This window comes from Microvirga sp. 2TAF3 (assembly GCF_052114965.1).
In the GTDB taxonomy this organism is placed as follows: Bacteria; Pseudomonadota; Alphaproteobacteria; order Rhizobiales; family Beijerinckiaceae; genus Microvirga.
On sequence record NZ_JBFRFT010000007.1, the window covers coordinates 138409 to 154388 of the forward strand.

15 protein-coding genes are annotated in these 15980 nt (G+C 61.8%); 10 read left to right on the forward strand and 5 right to left on the reverse strand.

Annotation, left to right across the window (positions count from 1 at the left end; translation table 11 throughout):
* The first annotated feature begins 153 nt into the window (after window positions 1–153).
* Both clpB and AB4Y97_RS09680 read left to right on the forward strand, forming a co-directional pair.
* Window positions 154–2778, forward strand: a complete 2625-nt coding sequence (gene clpB / locus AB4Y97_RS09675; RefSeq protein WP_441998826.1) for an ATP-dependent chaperone ClpB — start codon at window positions 154–156, stop codon at window positions 2776–2778.
* A gap of 149 nt (window positions 2779–2927) precedes the next feature.
* Complete coding sequence (locus AB4Y97_RS09680; protein ID WP_441998827.1) at window positions 2928–3461, forward strand: hypothetical protein; 534 nt, start codon at window positions 2928–2930, stop codon at window positions 3459–3461.
* A gap of 236 nt (window positions 3462–3697) precedes the next feature.
* Here the strand turns inward: AB4Y97_RS09680 and AB4Y97_RS09685 are convergent, their stop codons facing one another.
* Window positions 3698–4021 carry a helix-turn-helix domain-containing protein gene (locus tag AB4Y97_RS09685; RefSeq protein WP_441998828.1) on the reverse strand — a complete coding sequence of 108 codons (324 nt, stop codon included), beginning with the start codon at window positions 4019–4021 and terminating at the stop codon, window positions 3698–3700.
* 141 nt (window positions 4022–4162) lie between these two features.
* Here AB4Y97_RS09685 and AB4Y97_RS09690 point away from each other — a divergent pair, with 141 nt between their 5' ends.
* The 5 genes from AB4Y97_RS09690 to AB4Y97_RS09710 all read left to right on the forward strand — a co-directional run bounded on the left by AB4Y97_RS09690 (window position 4163) and on the right by AB4Y97_RS09710 (window position 7269).
* On the forward strand, window positions 4163–4381 hold the full coding sequence (locus tag AB4Y97_RS09690) for a helix-turn-helix domain-containing protein (protein ID WP_441998829.1): 219 nt from the start codon (window positions 4163–4165) through the stop codon (window positions 4379–4381).
* A 214-nt stretch (window positions 4382–4595) separates the two neighbouring features.
* Window positions 4596–5042: a GNAT family N-acetyltransferase gene (locus tag AB4Y97_RS09695; protein ID WP_441998830.1), complete on the forward strand. Its 447-nt coding sequence runs from the start codon at window positions 4596–4598 to the stop codon at window positions 5040–5042.
* Between the two features lie 150 nt (window positions 5043–5192).
* Window positions 5193–5705, forward strand: coding sequence for a hypothetical protein (locus AB4Y97_RS09700; protein WP_441998831.1), 513 nt, complete (start codon window positions 5193–5195; stop codon window positions 5703–5705).
* A 182-nt stretch (window positions 5706–5887) separates the two neighbouring features.
* Window positions 5888–6976 (forward strand): TRAP transporter substrate-binding protein, encoded by a 1089-nt coding sequence (locus tag AB4Y97_RS09705; protein WP_441998832.1) that lies wholly within the window; start codon window positions 5888–5890, stop codon window positions 6974–6976.
* A gap of 128 nt (window positions 6977–7104) precedes the next feature.
* Entirely contained in the window at window positions 7105–7269 is a 165-nt protein-coding gene (locus tag AB4Y97_RS09710; protein ID WP_441998833.1) for a hypothetical protein, read from the forward strand.
* A 50-nt stretch (window positions 7270–7319) separates the two neighbouring features.
* Here AB4Y97_RS09710 and AB4Y97_RS09715 read toward each other — a convergent pair whose 3' ends face one another.
* On the reverse strand, window positions 7320–8186 hold the full coding sequence (locus AB4Y97_RS09715) for a DMT family transporter (protein ID WP_441998834.1): 867 nt from the start codon (window positions 8184–8186) through the stop codon (window positions 7320–7322).
* Between the two features lie 488 nt (window positions 8187–8674).
* Here AB4Y97_RS09715 and AB4Y97_RS09720 point away from each other — a divergent pair, with 488 nt between their 5' ends.
* Window positions 8675–10186 (forward strand): calcium-binding protein, encoded by a 1512-nt coding sequence (locus tag AB4Y97_RS09720; protein WP_441998835.1) that lies wholly within the window; start codon window positions 8675–8677, stop codon window positions 10184–10186.
* A 174-nt stretch (window positions 10187–10360) separates the two neighbouring features.
* Window positions 10361–11251 (forward strand): YihY/virulence factor BrkB family protein, encoded by an 891-nt coding sequence (locus AB4Y97_RS09725; protein WP_441998836.1) that lies wholly within the window; start codon window positions 10361–10363, stop codon window positions 11249–11251.
* A 150-nt stretch (window positions 11252–11401) separates the two neighbouring features.
* Here the strand turns inward: AB4Y97_RS09725 and AB4Y97_RS09730 are convergent, their stop codons facing one another.
* Window positions 11402–13351: a bifunctional 2',3'-cyclic-nucleotide 2'-phosphodiesterase/3'-nucleotidase gene (locus AB4Y97_RS09730; RefSeq protein WP_441998837.1), complete on the reverse strand. Its 1950-nt coding sequence runs from the start codon at window positions 13349–13351 to the stop codon at window positions 11402–11404.
* A gap of 77 nt (window positions 13352–13428) precedes the next feature.
* Window positions 13429–14583, reverse strand: a complete 1155-nt coding sequence (locus AB4Y97_RS09735) for a trans-sulfuration enzyme family protein (RefSeq protein WP_441998838.1) — start codon at window positions 14581–14583, stop codon at window positions 13429–13431.
* Window positions 14584–14654: 71 nt separating this feature from the next.
* On the opposite strand from AB4Y97_RS09735, the gene AB4Y97_RS09740 reads away from it, so the two are divergent.
* On the forward strand, window positions 14655–15164 hold the full coding sequence (locus tag AB4Y97_RS09740; RefSeq protein ID WP_441998839.1) for a TspO/MBR family protein: 510 nt from the start codon (window positions 14655–14657) through the stop codon (window positions 15162–15164).
* 4 nt (window positions 15165–15168) lie between these two features.
* Here the strand turns inward: AB4Y97_RS09740 and hpt are convergent, their stop codons facing one another.
* A complete protein-coding gene (gene hpt, locus AB4Y97_RS09745; protein WP_441998840.1) occupies window positions 15169–15735 on the reverse strand; it encodes a hypoxanthine phosphoribosyltransferase in 567 nt (188 codons plus the stop codon).
* Window positions 15736–15980 lie beyond the last annotated feature (245 nt).

The window sequence follows — 15980 nt, forward strand, 5'->3', positions numbered from 1 at the left end:
TCAATGCGAGGGCGACGAAGGGGTTCCCCTCTTGTTGTGTCCCGCCGATCACACCACTTTAGCCTCAGCGGATGCTTCATCAGGGAGGTCCGACATCGCAGGACTTGGCCGGGCCTCTAAAGGACGGACAGGTTCGAGAAGGGGTGACGACATATGAATTTCGAGAAATACACCGAGCGTGCGCGCGGCTTCGTGCAGGCGGCCCAGAATCTGGCCATGCGCGAAGGCCATCCGCAGCTGGCCCCCGGCCATATGCTCAAAGTGCTGCTCGACGATCCGGAAGGTCTCTGCGCCGGTCTCATCGACCGGGCCGGTGGCCGCTCCCGCGAGGCTCATGCCGCAGTGGAGCAATGGCTCGCCAAGCAGCCGAAGGTTTCAGGCGCGGCCGCACAGCCGCAGGCCACGCGCGAATTGATGCGCTTCTTCGATACCGCCGAGAAGACGGCGGAGAAGGCGGGCGATTCCTTCGTCACCGTCGAGCGCATGCTGCTCGCGCTCGCCATGGACAAGGATTCGGAAGCCGGAAAGATTCTGGCTCAGGCCGGCGTGACGCCGCAGACGCTGAACGCTGCCATCAACGCGCTCCGCAAGGGCCGCACCGCCGACAACGCGACGGCGGAAAACGCCTATGATGCGCTGAAAAAATATGCCCGCGACCTTACGGAAGCAGCCCGCGAGGGCAAGCTCGATCCGGTGATCGGCCGCGATGAGGAAATCCGCCGCACGATCCAGGTTCTGTCGCGGCGCACGAAGAACAATCCCGTTCTCATCGGCGAGCCCGGCGTCGGCAAGACCGCCATCGTCGAGGGGCTGGCGCTTCGCATCGTCAATGGTGACGTGCCGGAATCCTTGAAGGACAAGCAACTGCTTGCCCTCGACATGGGCGCGCTGATCGCGGGCGCGAAATATCGCGGCGAGTTCGAGGAGCGCCTGAAGGCCGTGCTCAACGAAGTCACGGCAGCGGATGGCGGCATCATCCTGTTCATCGACGAGATGCACACGCTCGTCGGCGCCGGCAAGGCCGATGGCGCGATGGATGCGTCGAACCTCCTGAAGCCCGCCCTTGCCCGCGGCGAGCTGCATTGCGTCGGCGCGACCACGCTCGATGAATACCGCAAGCACGTGGAAAAGGATGCGGCGCTGGCACGCCGGTTCCAGCCCGTCTTCGTCAACGAGCCTACCGTGGAAGACACGGTGTCGATCCTGCGCGGCCTGAAGGAGAAATACGAGCAGCACCACGGCGTGCGCATCACCGATAGCGCGCTGGTTGCGGCGGCGACCCTGTCGAACCGCTACATCACCGACCGTTTCCTGCCCGACAAAGCCATCGACCTCGTCGACGAGGCGGGCTCGCGCCTGCGCATGCAGGTGGATTCGAAGCCGGAAGAACTCGACACCATCGACCGCGAGATCGTGCGCCTGAAGATCGAAGCGGAGGCCCTGAAGAAGGAGACCGATGCGGCCTCGAAGGACAGGCTGCAACGCCTTGAGAAGGAGTTGGCGGAACTACAGGAACGTTCCGACGCCATCACCACCCGCTGGAAGGCGGAGAAGGACAAGCTCGGTCGCGCGGCGGAATTGAAGAAGAAGCTCGACGACGCGCGCAACGAACTCGCCTCAGCCCAGCGCCAGGGCCAGTATCAGCGCGCGGGCGAGCTTGCCTATGGCGTCATTCCGCAGCTGGAGAAGGAACTCGCCGAGACGGAAGCAGTGGAGAACGGCTCAGGCATGATGGAGGAGGCGGTGACGCCCGACCACGTGGCGCAGGTCGTCTCCCGCTGGACCGGCGTGCCTGTCGACAAGATGCTGGAGGGCGAGCGCGAGAAGCTGCTCCACATGGAGGAGGAACTGGCTAAGCGCGTCGTCGGCCAGCGCGAGGCGGTGGAGGCGGTCTCGACCGCCGTGCGCCGTGCCCGCGCGGGTCTGCAGGATCCGAACCGGCCCATGGGCTCGTTCATGTTCCTCGGCCCCACGGGCGTCGGCAAGACCGAGCTGACCAAGGCGCTCGCGGGCTTCCTGTTCGACGACGACAGCGCGCTCGTGCGCATCGACATGTCGGAATACATGGAGAAGCATTCGGTCGCCCGCCTCATCGGCGCGCCTCCCGGCTATGTGGGCTATGAGGAAGGCGGCGCGCTGACCGAAGCGGTGCGCCGCAGGCCCTATCAGGTGGTGCTGTTCGACGAGATCGAGAAGGCGCATCCGGACGTGTTCAACGTGCTGCTGCAGGTGCTCGACGACGGACGCCTCACGGACGGGCAAGGCCGCACCGTGGACTTCCGCAACACGCTCATCATCATGACCTCGAATCTCGGCTCGGAATATCTCGTGGCCCAGCATGAAGGCGAGGATACCGATGCGGTGCGCGGCGAAGTGATGGCGGTGGTGCGCTCGCATTTCCGGCCCGAATTCCTCAACCGCGTGGACGAGATCATCCTGTTCCACCGGCTGAAGCGGACCGAGATGGGCGCCATCGTCGACATCCAGCTCGGGCGGCTCCAGAAGCTGCTCGACGAGCGCAAGATCACCTTGTCCGTCGACGCGGAAGCCCGCGACTGGCTCGCCGACAAGGGCTACGACCCGGCCTATGGCGCGCGCCCCTTGAAGCGCGTGATTCAGAAGCACGTCCAGGACCCGCTGGCGGAACTCATCCTCTCCGGCGAGATCAAGGACGGCGAAACCGTGCCGGTCCATGCAGGCCCCATGGGCCTGACCATCGGCGACGTCGCGGTCGGCAAGACTGCGGAAAAGGCGCCGCAGGGCGTGCGGTTGAATTAGGCTGGTTTGTTTCGAGAAGAGAGAGCCCCGCGGGAAACTGCGGGGCTTTTTTGTTTGGCGATTATATACTTTACGAATCATGGGACTCGACTCCTAAGAACGGCCATGGTTCGATACCCCTCTAAATATATAGGGGGAGGATAATGGGCTTGAGTTACGAGAACTTGGACGCGGAGACGCGCCAGTTCATGGTCGAAGAAATCGACATGGATGTCGGGTCCGACAAGATCTACCTGAGTTCATATCTGACCCAGCGGGCTCAGGGCGACTGGCCTGATCTCCTCCGTGAAGCGGCGCGTTCAGGGTCAGATGATACGTTAGCGGCTGAATTGCGGAGGTCAGCAGCCTTCAACCACACCACACAACGCCAGTTGGCGAACAGTCGGGTCATCCAAGCAAAGGTGCCCCACAACGCGGCTGAAGTGCTAGCCGAGAGCGAGTTCAATCGATACTACGCGCGCGGTCTTAGCCGTAAAGCGCTCGCGAACAGCATTCCGCGCCTTGAAGTATATCGGGCGAAACCCGTTAAGGAGCCTCGGCCAGAGTCCGAAGAGAAGATCGGACTACTCGTTGACCCTGATATCCTCCTGACGGACGTGCGGAAGAGTATCGGCGTCGAAACGGCGCTTGGAATCCCTCCCGGTCCGGGATCCGGCATTAGTGTGCGGATCCCGAAACGGTGAGCCAAGAACAACCACGCCGCTCTCTGACATTGAGTAGTCGAAGGCGTAGTCCTCGGGTTCAAACAGGAATACTTGCGCGTCACCTGTGAGGCCGCACATTCTGCCTAAGCAAGACATTTCGCGAAGAAAGTCGGCAACGCATACCGCTTCTTTCTTGTCCCAGCTGTCCACGCTTTGGAACCGCACCGCGATAAAGGCGTGGATACACGCGACAAGCGCGGGCATGACGACGAGGATCAGGAAACCGTAGCGCTCCTTCGCGCAATGGCCTCCACAAGCTCTACAACGACATGCCGCATGTCAGGAGGCAGAGACTGAAAGGCGACCACGATCTGAATGGTCGTTTTGTTGAGGAGGGGCATGGGTGCTGCGTCATCAAAAGCCGCATCGACCAGAAGAGCGGTAGGCGCGATTCCCAGGGCTTTCGCGGCCCGAACCAGCATAGAGGCCGAGATTCGATTGGTGCCTTTCTCGTATTTTTGCAGTTGCTGAAACGTGATCCCAAGAGCATTCGCAACAGTGGTTTGCGAAAGCCCCGCCTGGTTGCGCGCAAGCCGCAAGCGCGCGCCAATGGCTCGATCAAGTTCTGTCGTTCGCCTCACCGGAGTGACCTCGGAAGCGCGCCCCTGGTAACGAGCGCTCCGGTGAATACATATTATAGTTGATAAACTTCGTCCAGCAGACAGCCCACTTCCTTGTGCATGGATATGCGCAAGCTCGTCGGACAGAACTTCGCCCGCCTCAGACGGGAAATGGGCCTGACTCAGGAGCAGATCGAAGAGCGCTCCGGGTTCAGCCAGCAATATCTCAGCGGCCTCGAGCAGGGCCGCCGCAATCCGACAATCGTCACCCTCTATGAATTGGCCCAGGCCCTCGGTGTCAGCCATCTCGACCTGCTGAAGCCGGACGGCTTGGAATAGCAGCGAGATCGTTCTCGCGGTTAGCCCGTTTTCCCGCCGTCATGGCCCCCTCACCGTCATTCCGGGGCGAGTGGAGCGAGAGCCCGGAATGACGGTGAGGCAGCGCTCCATCCCATCCCACGCGACGGCCGGTCGCAACCTTGACGGGTCTATGGGCCGATGCTTGTAAAAATGAGCCCCATGGGAACCGTCAGGGGAGCCGGAGAAACACGAGATGAAGGCCGACCCAGCACCGATGGAACCGGTTCTCTTCGAGACCGACGCGCCGCCATCCGGCGCCTATGATGCGCTGCTGGCCGAGCTGCGCCGCTTCACCACCGGGGCCGTCGGGGCCCCGGACAACCGCGATTTCGCGATCCTGATCCCGCACCCGGAGACGGGCGAGCCCATCGGTGGCCTATGGGCCCAGTCGCGATGGGGCGGGTTCCACATCGACATGCTGGTCGTGCCGGAGAGCCTGCGCGGCCAGGGGATCGGCTCGCGGCTGATGCAGGCGGCGGAGGCGGAAGCGCGGCGCAGAGGCTGCGGCCACATGTGGCTCGATACCTACAGCTTCCAGGCGCGCCCGTTCTACGAGCGATTCGGCTTTGCGGTGTTCGGCGAGCTCGACGGCCCGGCGCCGATCTATCCCCGCTTCTTCATGAGGAAAATCCTGGACTGAGCGCGGAAAACCGCTCGGGATGGAGGACGATGGAGCCGGGAACAACCCCTCCCTGCGCCCAAGCGAAGCCGGAACCCCCTCTCCCGAAAGGGCGTTGCCCCCTTGAGAGGCGGGCCCGGCCCGCGACAAACAGTAGGAGAGGAAAATCCCATGGCTCATGACAAGCGAGGCCAGGCCCCGGAACCGAGTGTCGAGGAAGGCCTCGATGAGCTGACGACGCCTATGACCGGCGAGGAATTCGTGGCGGGCCCGACCACCCGCAACGAGGTCGGCAATACCAAACGCGCCGCTGCGAAGGCGACCGGCCTCATGGGCGCGAGCAAGAAGCTCGATCCGGAACTCGACATCGACCATATCGACGACGGACGTGTCCGAAGCGGCTCGAATGCGGGCATCCGTCCGTTCAGGGACGTGCCGCCCGAAAACGGCGCGGAGGATGTCAGCCTGACCCTGACGAACGAGGAAATCGCCGAGAGCGTGCCGACGACGGCGCAGAAGAGCCCGGCCGCCCGCCCGACGCGGCCCGATGACGAGACGGGATCGGGCAGTGGCGGCTCCAGCATGAAGGGCGGCGCCGCATCCCGTCGGCGCGTGCCCGCGCCAGGCAATGTGGTGGACGTGCCGAAGGGCAAGCTCATTCGCGGAGAGGCTAACGGCGATTGATGACGGAAAGAGCTGTTTGCGCTCTTCATCATGGCCGGGATTCATCCCGGCCATTTCCATGTACACCTCCGCCCCGCGCATAACTCCCCATACGGAAACCGAGATGGCAATCGTGGTCTTTCCGCTCTATGCAGGGCTCGAGCCTGTCGGACTCATGGAACCAAGACGATCGAGGAAACCCCATGGATAGAAGAACGATTCTCAAAGGAGCAGGACTTGCGGCCGCCGCAGGTGTCGCCTCGCCCGCCATCGCTCAGACGCAGCCCGAGATCCGCTGGCGCATGGCCTCCAGCTATCCGAAGAGCCTGGACACCCTTTACGGCGCGGGCGCGCAGATCGCCAAGCGCGTGGCCGAAGCCACCGACAACAAGTTTCAGATCCAGGTCTTCGCGGCCGGCGAGCTCATCAGCGGCCTGCAGGTGCTCGACAATGTGCAGAACGGTACGGTCGAATGCGGCTATACGCTTTCGAGCTTCTATATCGGCAAGGATCCGACCTTCCAGTTCGAGACCTCCATGCCGTGGGGCATGAACGTGCGCCATCACAATGCCTGGATGATGTATGGCGGCGGCCTCCAGCTCGTGCGCGAGTTCATGAAGGACTACAATGTCATGCCCTTCCCGGCGGGGCAGACCGGCGCGCAGATGGGCGGCTGGTTCCGCAGCGAGATCAAATCCGCGCAGGATCTCAGCGGCCTGAAGATGCGCATCGCCGGCATGGGCGGGCAAATCATGTCCCGGCTTGGCGTCGTGCCGCAGGTTCTCGCGGCGGGCGACATCTATCCGGCGCTGGAGCGCGGCACCCTCGATGCGGTGGAGTTCTCCGGCCCCTACGACGACGAGAAGCTCGGCTTCGTGAAGGTCGCCAAGTACTATTACTATCCCGGCTTCTGGGAAGGTTCGGCGCAGCCCTCGCTCTATGTCAATCTCGACAAGTGGAACGCGCTGCCCGCGCATTACAAGGCGATCGTCGAAGCGGCCTGTGCCGAAGCGAACGCCATGTGCGTCATGAAATACGACGCCGAGAACGCGGAAGCCATCCGCCGTCTCGTGGCGCAGGGCGCGCAGCTCCGCGCCTTCCCTAAAGACATTCTCGATGCGAGCTACAAGGAAGCCTACAAGCTCTATGGCGAGCTTGCCGCTTCGAACCCGAAATTCAAGAAGATGTACGATTCGTGGAACACGTTCCGCGAGAAGGAATACACCTGGTTCCGCATCGCCGAACTGCCGTTCGATTATTACGTCTACACGCAGCAGGGCCAGCCGCGCTGAGCGGCTGTCATCCGCATTCTCCAGCGGCGCGTCCGATGGGCGCGCCGTTTCCGTTTCGAGGGATCGGACGGCGCTTTCACGCGTTGTCTCCGGGAATGGGCGGTTTCCGCCCGAGCAGGAGAGATCGCATGAAGGATAAGCCTCGCCACCAAGAGTCGCAGCCCAAGACGAGCGACATCAAGGATAGGAAGCTGCCCGAGAACTCGAAGGAAAACCTTGATCGCAAACTGGATCATGGCGTGGAAGAGAGCTTTCCCGCGAGCGATCCGGTCTCCGTGAAGATCACGAAGTAAAACGGTTTCTCACGATGGCCCCAGGCTTCGCGCCTGGGGCTTTTTCTTGGTCAACTTCTGCTTGCGACCGCGACACCGAGCGCCGCAAAAGCCATTCCAATGATCTGGATCGTGCTCAAAGTCTCGCCGAACAAAGCGAAGGCCATCAGCGCCGCGACCGGCGGCACCAGATAGAGCAGCGTCGCGACCCCGACGACGGCTCCCCGCCGGATGAGATAGAGCAGCAGCCCGATAGCCCCGATCGACAGGCCGAGCACAGCCCAGGCGAGCGCGCCGAGAAGCGGCAATGTCAGCTCCATCCGCCCCTGCTCGGTCAAAAGGACCATCGGCACGGTCACGGCCGCCGCACCCATATATTGGATCGTCGCATTGACGCGCAGGTCGAGCGTACCGGCGGTGCGTTTCTGCCAGATGGTGCCGAACGTGATCGACAGCATGGCGAGAATGCCGGCTCCGAGCGCCTCCGGCGATACGCCACCGTCGCCGAGTTTCGGCCATATGACCAGGAGGGCCCCGAGGAAACCGGCACCGATTCCGGCCCAGCGGCGCGGTGAGACCTGCTCACCCAGGAGCGGCTTCGACAGGATCCCCGTCGCAAGGGGCTGCAGCCCGGCGACGAGCGCCATGATGCCGGCTGGCAGCCCGTTTTTCACGGCCCAGAAGACGCCCCCCAGATAGAAGCCGTGCAGCAACACACCGGCAATCAGGCTATTGCGCCAGTCCCGCACGGTCTTCGGCCAGGACGCGCGCGCAGCCAAAATGATGAGGCCGAGCACCAGGATGGCGAGCAGATAGCGCACCAGCAGGAACGTGAGCGGCTCCGCATAGGGTGCAATGATCCGCGCGACGATGAAGCCCGTAGCCCAGATGACGACGAATAACGGCGGCGCGAGGCGGGCGAGGAGGTTTGGGTTCATAGCGGTGACGCAGGGGAGCTCTAGAAACGACAAGGCAGGGAGGGAAGATTGGCCTTCTAGGTTGTCCGAGGCCCTCTGTCGATTCACGAGGCTCCCCCCTCTTGGCATCAAGCATGCCAAAACCTTGCAAGCAGTTTCCTGTCTTAAGGGGAGCTCCTGCTTTGCCGGAGGCAGGGAGGTGCGTTAAAGCACCGCAACGTTTATTTATGTAATATTATTTGATTGCGACGGAGCATTTTTCAGGGCTATCAGCCGCTACGTAATAATATATGAAAGACTCCCGATTCGGATCAACTTGGCAAAAAGAGACCAAAGCGCCAGTAGCGCTTGGGTAGTAACGCCAAGCCTCATGAGAAACCAACCAAAAGCCTTACTCAGGCTTCGCAAATAGGAGATTCTTTATGGCCGTCACCTACAACACAACTACAAAAATATTCACGCTTGGCGTCGATGATCTGGATTTTTCTATTCCAGGAACTTGGGAGGGCATGGAGACTGCTCAAGACAGCGGCATTCTTGGCAATGCCCTTGGCAATCTACTCACGGGCGACAAGTTCAGCAACAACATCGATGGCGCAGACGGTAACGACACGATCATCGGCGGTCCCGGAGGCGACATCCTCAATGGCGGCGCTGGTATCGATACGCTCTCCTATGCCAATGCCGCCATGGGCGTGAATGTCACGCTCAACAGCGCCGACGGCCTCGTCAATGGCTTTGGCACGGGCGAAGGAGATCAGAAGGGCGACAACATCAATGGCTTCGAGAACCTGATGGGCTCGGCCTTCGGCGATACGCTTAACGGCAATACTGCCAACAATCTGATTGAAGGCGGCGATGGCAACGACATCCTTGTCGGAAAGGCTGGCAACGACACCCTGATCGGCGGCGTAGGCGCCGACGACATGCAGGGCGGAACAGATAACGATCTCTATTTCGTTGACAATGCCGCCGACTATGTCCGTGAGCGCGCCGGCGAAGGCTACGACACGGTCATCACCAGTGTCAGCTTCGACCTAGGTGCTAGAGGCGATGGAGAGGTCGAAGTCCTGAAAGCGGTTGCCGGTACCGCCAAAATCGACCTTTCTGGAAGCAGTTCTGCCAATCTCATCATCGGCAACGACGCCAACAACGTGATCGACGGCAAAGGCGGCGTCGACGTGATGCAAGGCGGCAAGGGCAACGACATCTACTATGCCGATGTCAGCAACGACCAGGTTGTGGAGAATGCCGGTGAAGGCACGGATATTGTCTACACCAAGGCGAATTACGTCCTGAGCGCCAACGTCGAAAACCTCACGGCTCTGAGTAATGCCTACAATGCCATCTCCCTGACCGGCAATAATCTCAACAATACGATCGTCGGCAACGAGGCCAACAATGTCATCAACGGCGGCACTGGTGCCGATACGATGCAGGGTGGAGCCGGCAACGACACCTATTATGTCGACGACGTCAATGACATGATCATCGACACGTCAGGCACCAATACCGTGTACACCACCGCCACCTACAATGCGGGAGCGCAAAGTATCCAAAAGGTGGTTGCCACCGGCACGCTTGCGATCAATCTGACGGGAAATAAGCTCAACAACACGCTCACGGGCAACGCCGGAGCCAACAAGCTCTATGGCGGTCTCGGCAACGACGTGCTGACCGGCGGGTCGGGCAAGGACATCTTCGTGTTCGACACCAAGGCGAACAAGAAGACCAACTTCGACAAGATCACCGACTTTTCCGTCAAGGACGATACGATCTGGCTCGACAACAAATACATGCCCAAGCTCGGCAAGGGCACGGAACTGAAGCCGGGCAAGCTSAACAAGGGCTTCTTCACCATCGGCGACAAGGCCAAGGACAAGAACGATTACCTGATCTACGACRMCAAGAAGGGCGTGCTGTATTATGACGCCGACGGCTCAGGTGCAGGCAAGGCGGTCGAGATCGCCACGCTCAAGAAAGGTCTCAAGATGACCTATGCCGACTTCTTCGTCATCTGATCTCCAAGAAGTATCCGAATACGAGAAAGGCCTCCCATGCGGAGGCCTTTTTTGTGCGTTCCGGTATTGGTACGGTCCCGATGCCAAGCACGACCCTTGCGTCGCACACCTGATGCCTCCATCCCTTGTCTCCCGCTGTCGATGCGCCATCTCCAGCGTCTGGAGAGATGCCTTTTGAACCGTCTGCGCCTTTATCTCGAAATCCTGCTGATTGCCGCCAATCGCTTCCTGCTGCACGATGCCTGGGCGATTGCGAGCCATATCGCCCTCTCCGTCCTGACATCGATGTTCCCATTCCTGATCCTGCTGACCGCTCTCGCGGGTCTTTTCGGAACCGGGTCCCTAGCGGATGAAGCCACAAACATCATTCTCGAGGCTTGGCCTCGGGAGGTTGCGGAGCCGATTGCAGGGGAAATTCATCGCATTCTCACCGGGCGGCGCAGCGACGTTCTGACCTTGGGTCTCGTCCTTGCCCTCTATTTCGCATCGAGCGGCGTCGAGAGCCTACGCGTCGGCCTCAATCGCGCCTATGGCCTTCGCGAGACGCGCGCATGGTGGCTCACACGGCTCGAATCCATCGCCTTCGTGATCGGCGGCGCTCTCGTGATGCTTGCCCTTGCTCTCCTAGTGGTGCTCGGGCCTTTCGTCTGGCGTGGGATGCTCTATTGGATCCCGGCCTTGAAGCCGTTGGACAACCTGATCGGTTTTCTGCGCATCGGCATTGCCACGCTCATCATCGTGGCAGGCCTCATCGTCGCGCATAAATTCATCCCTGCCGGACGACGGTCATTCCTCTCGATCCTGCCCGGTGTCGGCGTGACGCTCCTGCTCTGGCTCCTCGGCGGCCTCGGTTTCGGGTGGTATCTCGAATTCTACCCGGGGGCCTATGCCTCCACCTATGGCGGCCTCTCGACAGCCATGGTGGCTCTCATCTTCCTCTATACCCTCGGAGCGATCTTCCTCTTCGGCGGCGAACTCAACGGGACGATCGTTGCCGCCAAACGTGGGCGCCTGCACGACATGTCCGACTACGACCACGTGGAAGACACCGTCAAACTGCCATAAGCATCGCCAAACACGCTACTCCAAAGCGTTTTAGCCAAGCGCATTTCCGCCGCAGCAACCGGAATCCGCTTTTATTTTTATAAAGAAATGCTCTGCGAAAACGAAAACGGCCAGGCAGAGCCTGGCCGTCGCATCGGATGAAAAAGAACCTCAGCCGACGATGCGATACTTGATGAAGCCTTCCGGCGCGTCGCCCATCTTCTCGATCTTGATCCCGGCCGGCTGATAAGCCGCCGCATTGGGACCCGTGGTGAAGATCACGGTGGCGCTCGAGGGTGGGGACACCAGCGACCACGATCCATCCGCCTTCGGCGCCACTTCCTTGCGTTCGATGATGTAGCGCATGATCGCATCGCGGGTGAGGTCGGGCGCCTCGAACACGATGGTCTTGCCGTCGGCGCCGGGGAAGTTGCCGCCGCCGCCCGCGCGGTAGTTGTTGGTCGCGACGATGAAGACCTGATCGTCCGCGACGGGCTTGCCGTTGTAGGTCAGATCCTTGATGCGGTGCGCATCGGGCGCGACAACCTTGCCGTTGTCGTCATAGCGCGAGGCCTGCGTCGGATCGATCTTGTACTGCACACCCGCGATCACGTCGAAGTTATAGGCCGGGAACTTGTCATTGATCAGATTCTGCTCGCCGCCCTTGGCCACGTCGATCTGGTTGTAGATGCCCGCCGAACGCTCCAGCCATTCGCGCACCTGCGCACCGGTCACCTTCACCGCGCGCACCGTGTTCGGATAGATGTAGATGTCCGCCATGTCCTTGATGGCGAGCGGACCGGGCTTGATCTCGGTAAAGTAGTTCGGGCCGCCACGTCCGCCGGCCTTGAAAGGCGCGGCCGCCGAGAGGAGCGGCAGGTCCTTGTAGGGCGTGGTCTTGAGAAGATCGGCCACGTACCAGGCCTGCGCCTCGGCCACGAGCTTCACGGAGGCGTCGTCCGCCACGAGCGAGAAATACGAGTGAATCGGAACCGACGTGGTGCCGACGGGCTCGCGCACGTATTTCAGGGTGCCGTCGTGATCGGCCTGCGCCGCCGCGACGACAGCCGCCTCCGATTCCACCTTCGGCACGATCTTGCGGTCGACGCGGCCGTAGATCGGGCGTGCCTCGGTGCGGAAATTCGCGACCTTCCAGGCATTGCCCGCCTTCACGAGTTCAAGGTCGACGAGGCCGAGATGGCTGCCCCAGAAACCGGCCATGACCGCCGGCTTGCCGTGAAGCGTACCCTTCTCGACATCGACGCCGGGAATGTTGGCGAATTCCTTGCCGCCCGGGAACACGAAATGCTGGTGGCCGGTGAAGATGACATCGATGCCTTCGACCTTAGCGAGATACAGCGCCGCGTTCTCTTCGCCGCCCTTGCGCTCGCCACCGGCAATGCCCGAATGGCAGAGCGCCACGACGATGTCGGCTCCGGCCTTCTTCAGGTCCGGCACATGCTTGTTGGCTGCATCGACGATGTCGAGGGTCGTGGCCTTGTTGTCGAGATGAGCCTTGTCCCATTGCACGATCTGCGGCGGCACGAAGCCGATCACGCCGACCTTCAGCTTGTGCTTCGCACCCGCTTCATCGACGAATTCGCGGTCGAGGATGAGCCAGGGCTTCAGCAGCGTCTCGCCATTGGCCTTGACGACGTTGGCGCAGACCAGCGGGAATTTTGCCGCGCCGAGGGAGTTCTGCAGGTATTCCAGTCCGTAGTTGAACTCGTGGTTGCCGAGCGTGCCGCAATCGTAGTTCAGCACGTTCATGGCGGCGACCATGGGATGCACGTCGCCCTTCTTCATGCCCTTGCGGTAGGCGACAAAATCGCCCAGGGGCGAGCCCTGAATCAGGTCGCCGTTGTCGAAGAGCATGCTGTTCTTCGCCTCGGCCCGTGCCGCCTTCACGAGGGTCGCGGTCCGCACCAGGCCGACCGTGTCGTCGGCGGCGTCGCGGTAATAGTCATAAGGCATGACGTTGACGTGAAGATCGGTCGTCTCCAGCACGCGCAGCTTGATGACCGGATCGGCGCCCCAGCCGGTCTGGGGCAGAGCGGCAACGGCAGCCGCGGCAACGCCCGTTTGCAGAACGCGGCGGCGGGTGATCGAGGACGACGTCATGATGGTTTCCCTTGGCAAATGTTATTCCCTTATACCGAGGAGAACACGACTTTCATGACAAGATCAACAAGGGTCTTTTAAGACGACCGGAGAGCCCCATCGAGGTCCTGGAAAAGATCGTTCACGTCCTCGATGCCTGTGGACAACCGCAACAGATCCGGCGGACAGGGCGTGCCCGGCCCCTCGATTGAGGCCCGGTGCTCGATGAGGCTTTCGACCCCGCCGAGCGACGTCGCGCGCTTCCATAACGTCACCCGCGCCGCCGTGCGAATGGCCGCGGCCTCTCCCTCGGTCAACTGGATGGACAGCATGTAGCCGAACCCGCCCTCCATCTGCTTGGCGGCGATATCGTGGCCGGGATGCTGAGGCAGTCCGGGATAGAGCACGCGGGCGATCTTCGGATGATCCGAGAAGCGCTCGGCCAGCGTCATGGCGCTCCTGGCCTGGGCGGCGGCACGAAGATGCAGCGTGCGCATGCCTCGCATGAGAAGATAGGCCTCGAACGGGCCGAGAATGGCGCCCTGCATCTTGCGGATGGTGGCGATTCGGTTCCAGAACGCATCGGTCTTGGCCCCGGCCAAGACACCCGCCACGACATCGGAATGGCCGTTGAGCACTTTCGTGGCCGCATGCATGACGATATCCGCACCGAGCGTCAGAGGGCGCGTATGGACCGGCGAAGCGGTGGTGGAATCGACGGCAAGCCGCGCGCCGGCCGCATGGGCGATCTCGGCGGCGCCGGCAATATCGGTAATGGTCCAGAGCGGGTTGGAGGGCGTCTCGGCCCAGACCAGCTTGGTGCGCCCGGGAATGACGGCCTTGCGCAGAGCATCGAGATCGTCGGTTTCGGCAAATTCGACGGAGAGGCCCCAGCGGGTGGCCTCGGTCATGAGCCAGTTGCGCAGGGCCCAGTACATGACCTTGGAGGCCACCACATGGTCGCCCGGGTCGAGGGCCTGAAACACGGCGGTCGCCGCGGCCATGCCGGAGGAAAAGAGCAATGCTCCCGCCTCTGCCTCTTCCAGCATGGCGAGCACACCTTCCGCCTCGCGGATCGTGGCGTTGTCGGGCCGGCCATAGACGAAGCCCGAGGAATAGGCGTTGTCCTCGTCGCGGATATAGGTCGTCGCCACATGGATCGGCGGCACGACGGCCTTCGTGATCGGATCCACGTGACCCATGGCCTGCGCCGTGAGACTGCGCTTGGACCATTGCGGACGCGATGACGACATGGGAACCTCCAAGGGCGGGATAGGTTGCTGAAAGGGAAGGCGCTCATTCACTTACAGGGAATCGAACGATCATGCATCCAGGCGACTCCACATTGTCGGGCGAGCCGACGCCGCCCCTCCAACGGTTCCTGATCGCTGTCGTGCCGGTCGCGGCGGCCGGCATCCTGGGGTCGATCGCGACGACGCCGAACATTCCGACCTGGTATGCGAATCTCGTCAAGCCGGGCTTCACGCCGCCGAACTGGCTTTTCGGCCCGGTCTGGACGCTTCTCTATCTCATGATGGCCTATGCGTTCTGGCGCATTCTCTCCCTGCCGAAGGGCATGCCCGGCCGCTCCGCGGCCGTCACGGCCTTCGTCTTGCAGCTGACCCTGAATGCCCTGTGGTCCTGGGCCTTCTTCGGAGCTCAGAGCCCACTGGCGGGGCTCGTGGTGATCGTCGCCCTGATCGCGGCGATCACGGCGACGATTCGTACTTTCTGGCCGCTGGACCACACGGCGGCCCTGCTTTTCGTGCCCTATCTCTGCTGGGTCGCCTATGCCACAGCCTTGAACGCGGCGGTCTGGTGGCTCAACCCGTGAGCGCTCACGCCTGATCGAACAGGTCGGGGTCCTTGTCGAGATGATCGACCACGCCGACGAAGGGGAGCTGGCGGTAGGAATGGGCGACATCCATGCCATAGCCGACCACGAAGACGTCGGGGCAGGTGAAGCCGACGAAATTGGCGTCGATGGAAACGGCCCGTTTGCCGGGCTTTTCCAGAAGAAGGGCGGTCATCACCCGCTTGGCGCCGCGCGCCATCAGCAGATCCTTCGCGAAGGTGATCGTGCGACCGGATTCGAGAATGTCGTCGACGAGCAGCACGTCGCGTCCGCGCACATCGCTTTCCACGTCTCGCAGGATCGCCACCTGGCCCGACGATACGGTTCCATCGAGATAGCTCGAGAGGTGCACGAACTCGACCTGCGGCGAGAGTCCGGCCCGGTGCAGAGCGCGGATCAGATCGGCCGCGAACATGAAGCTGCCCTTCAGAACGGCGACCACGAGCAGGTTCTCGGGCTTGGACAGCGCGATTTCCTGCGCCAGCTCCTCATTGCGCTTGGCGATGGTGTTTTCGTCGAAGAGAACGCGAATGCGGGGGATTCCAGTCATCGTCTGTCCGTCCAGAGAAAGGTCCGTATCCGTGAGAGCCGAGGCCCCGTGAATGTTTCCTCTTCGTGACCATGGCGCGACGGGGAAGTCAAACGGACTTCCGCGCCTGCGGCTTTAAAGTCCACCCGAACCGCCCTTGGGAGGTTCATCCTGAGACGAAGATCCGCTAGCATCGCCCGCGTCGATCGGTTCGCCGGCACCTCGGTTCCCGGAATTTATGGACTTGCTTAAGGCAGGTAGACGAT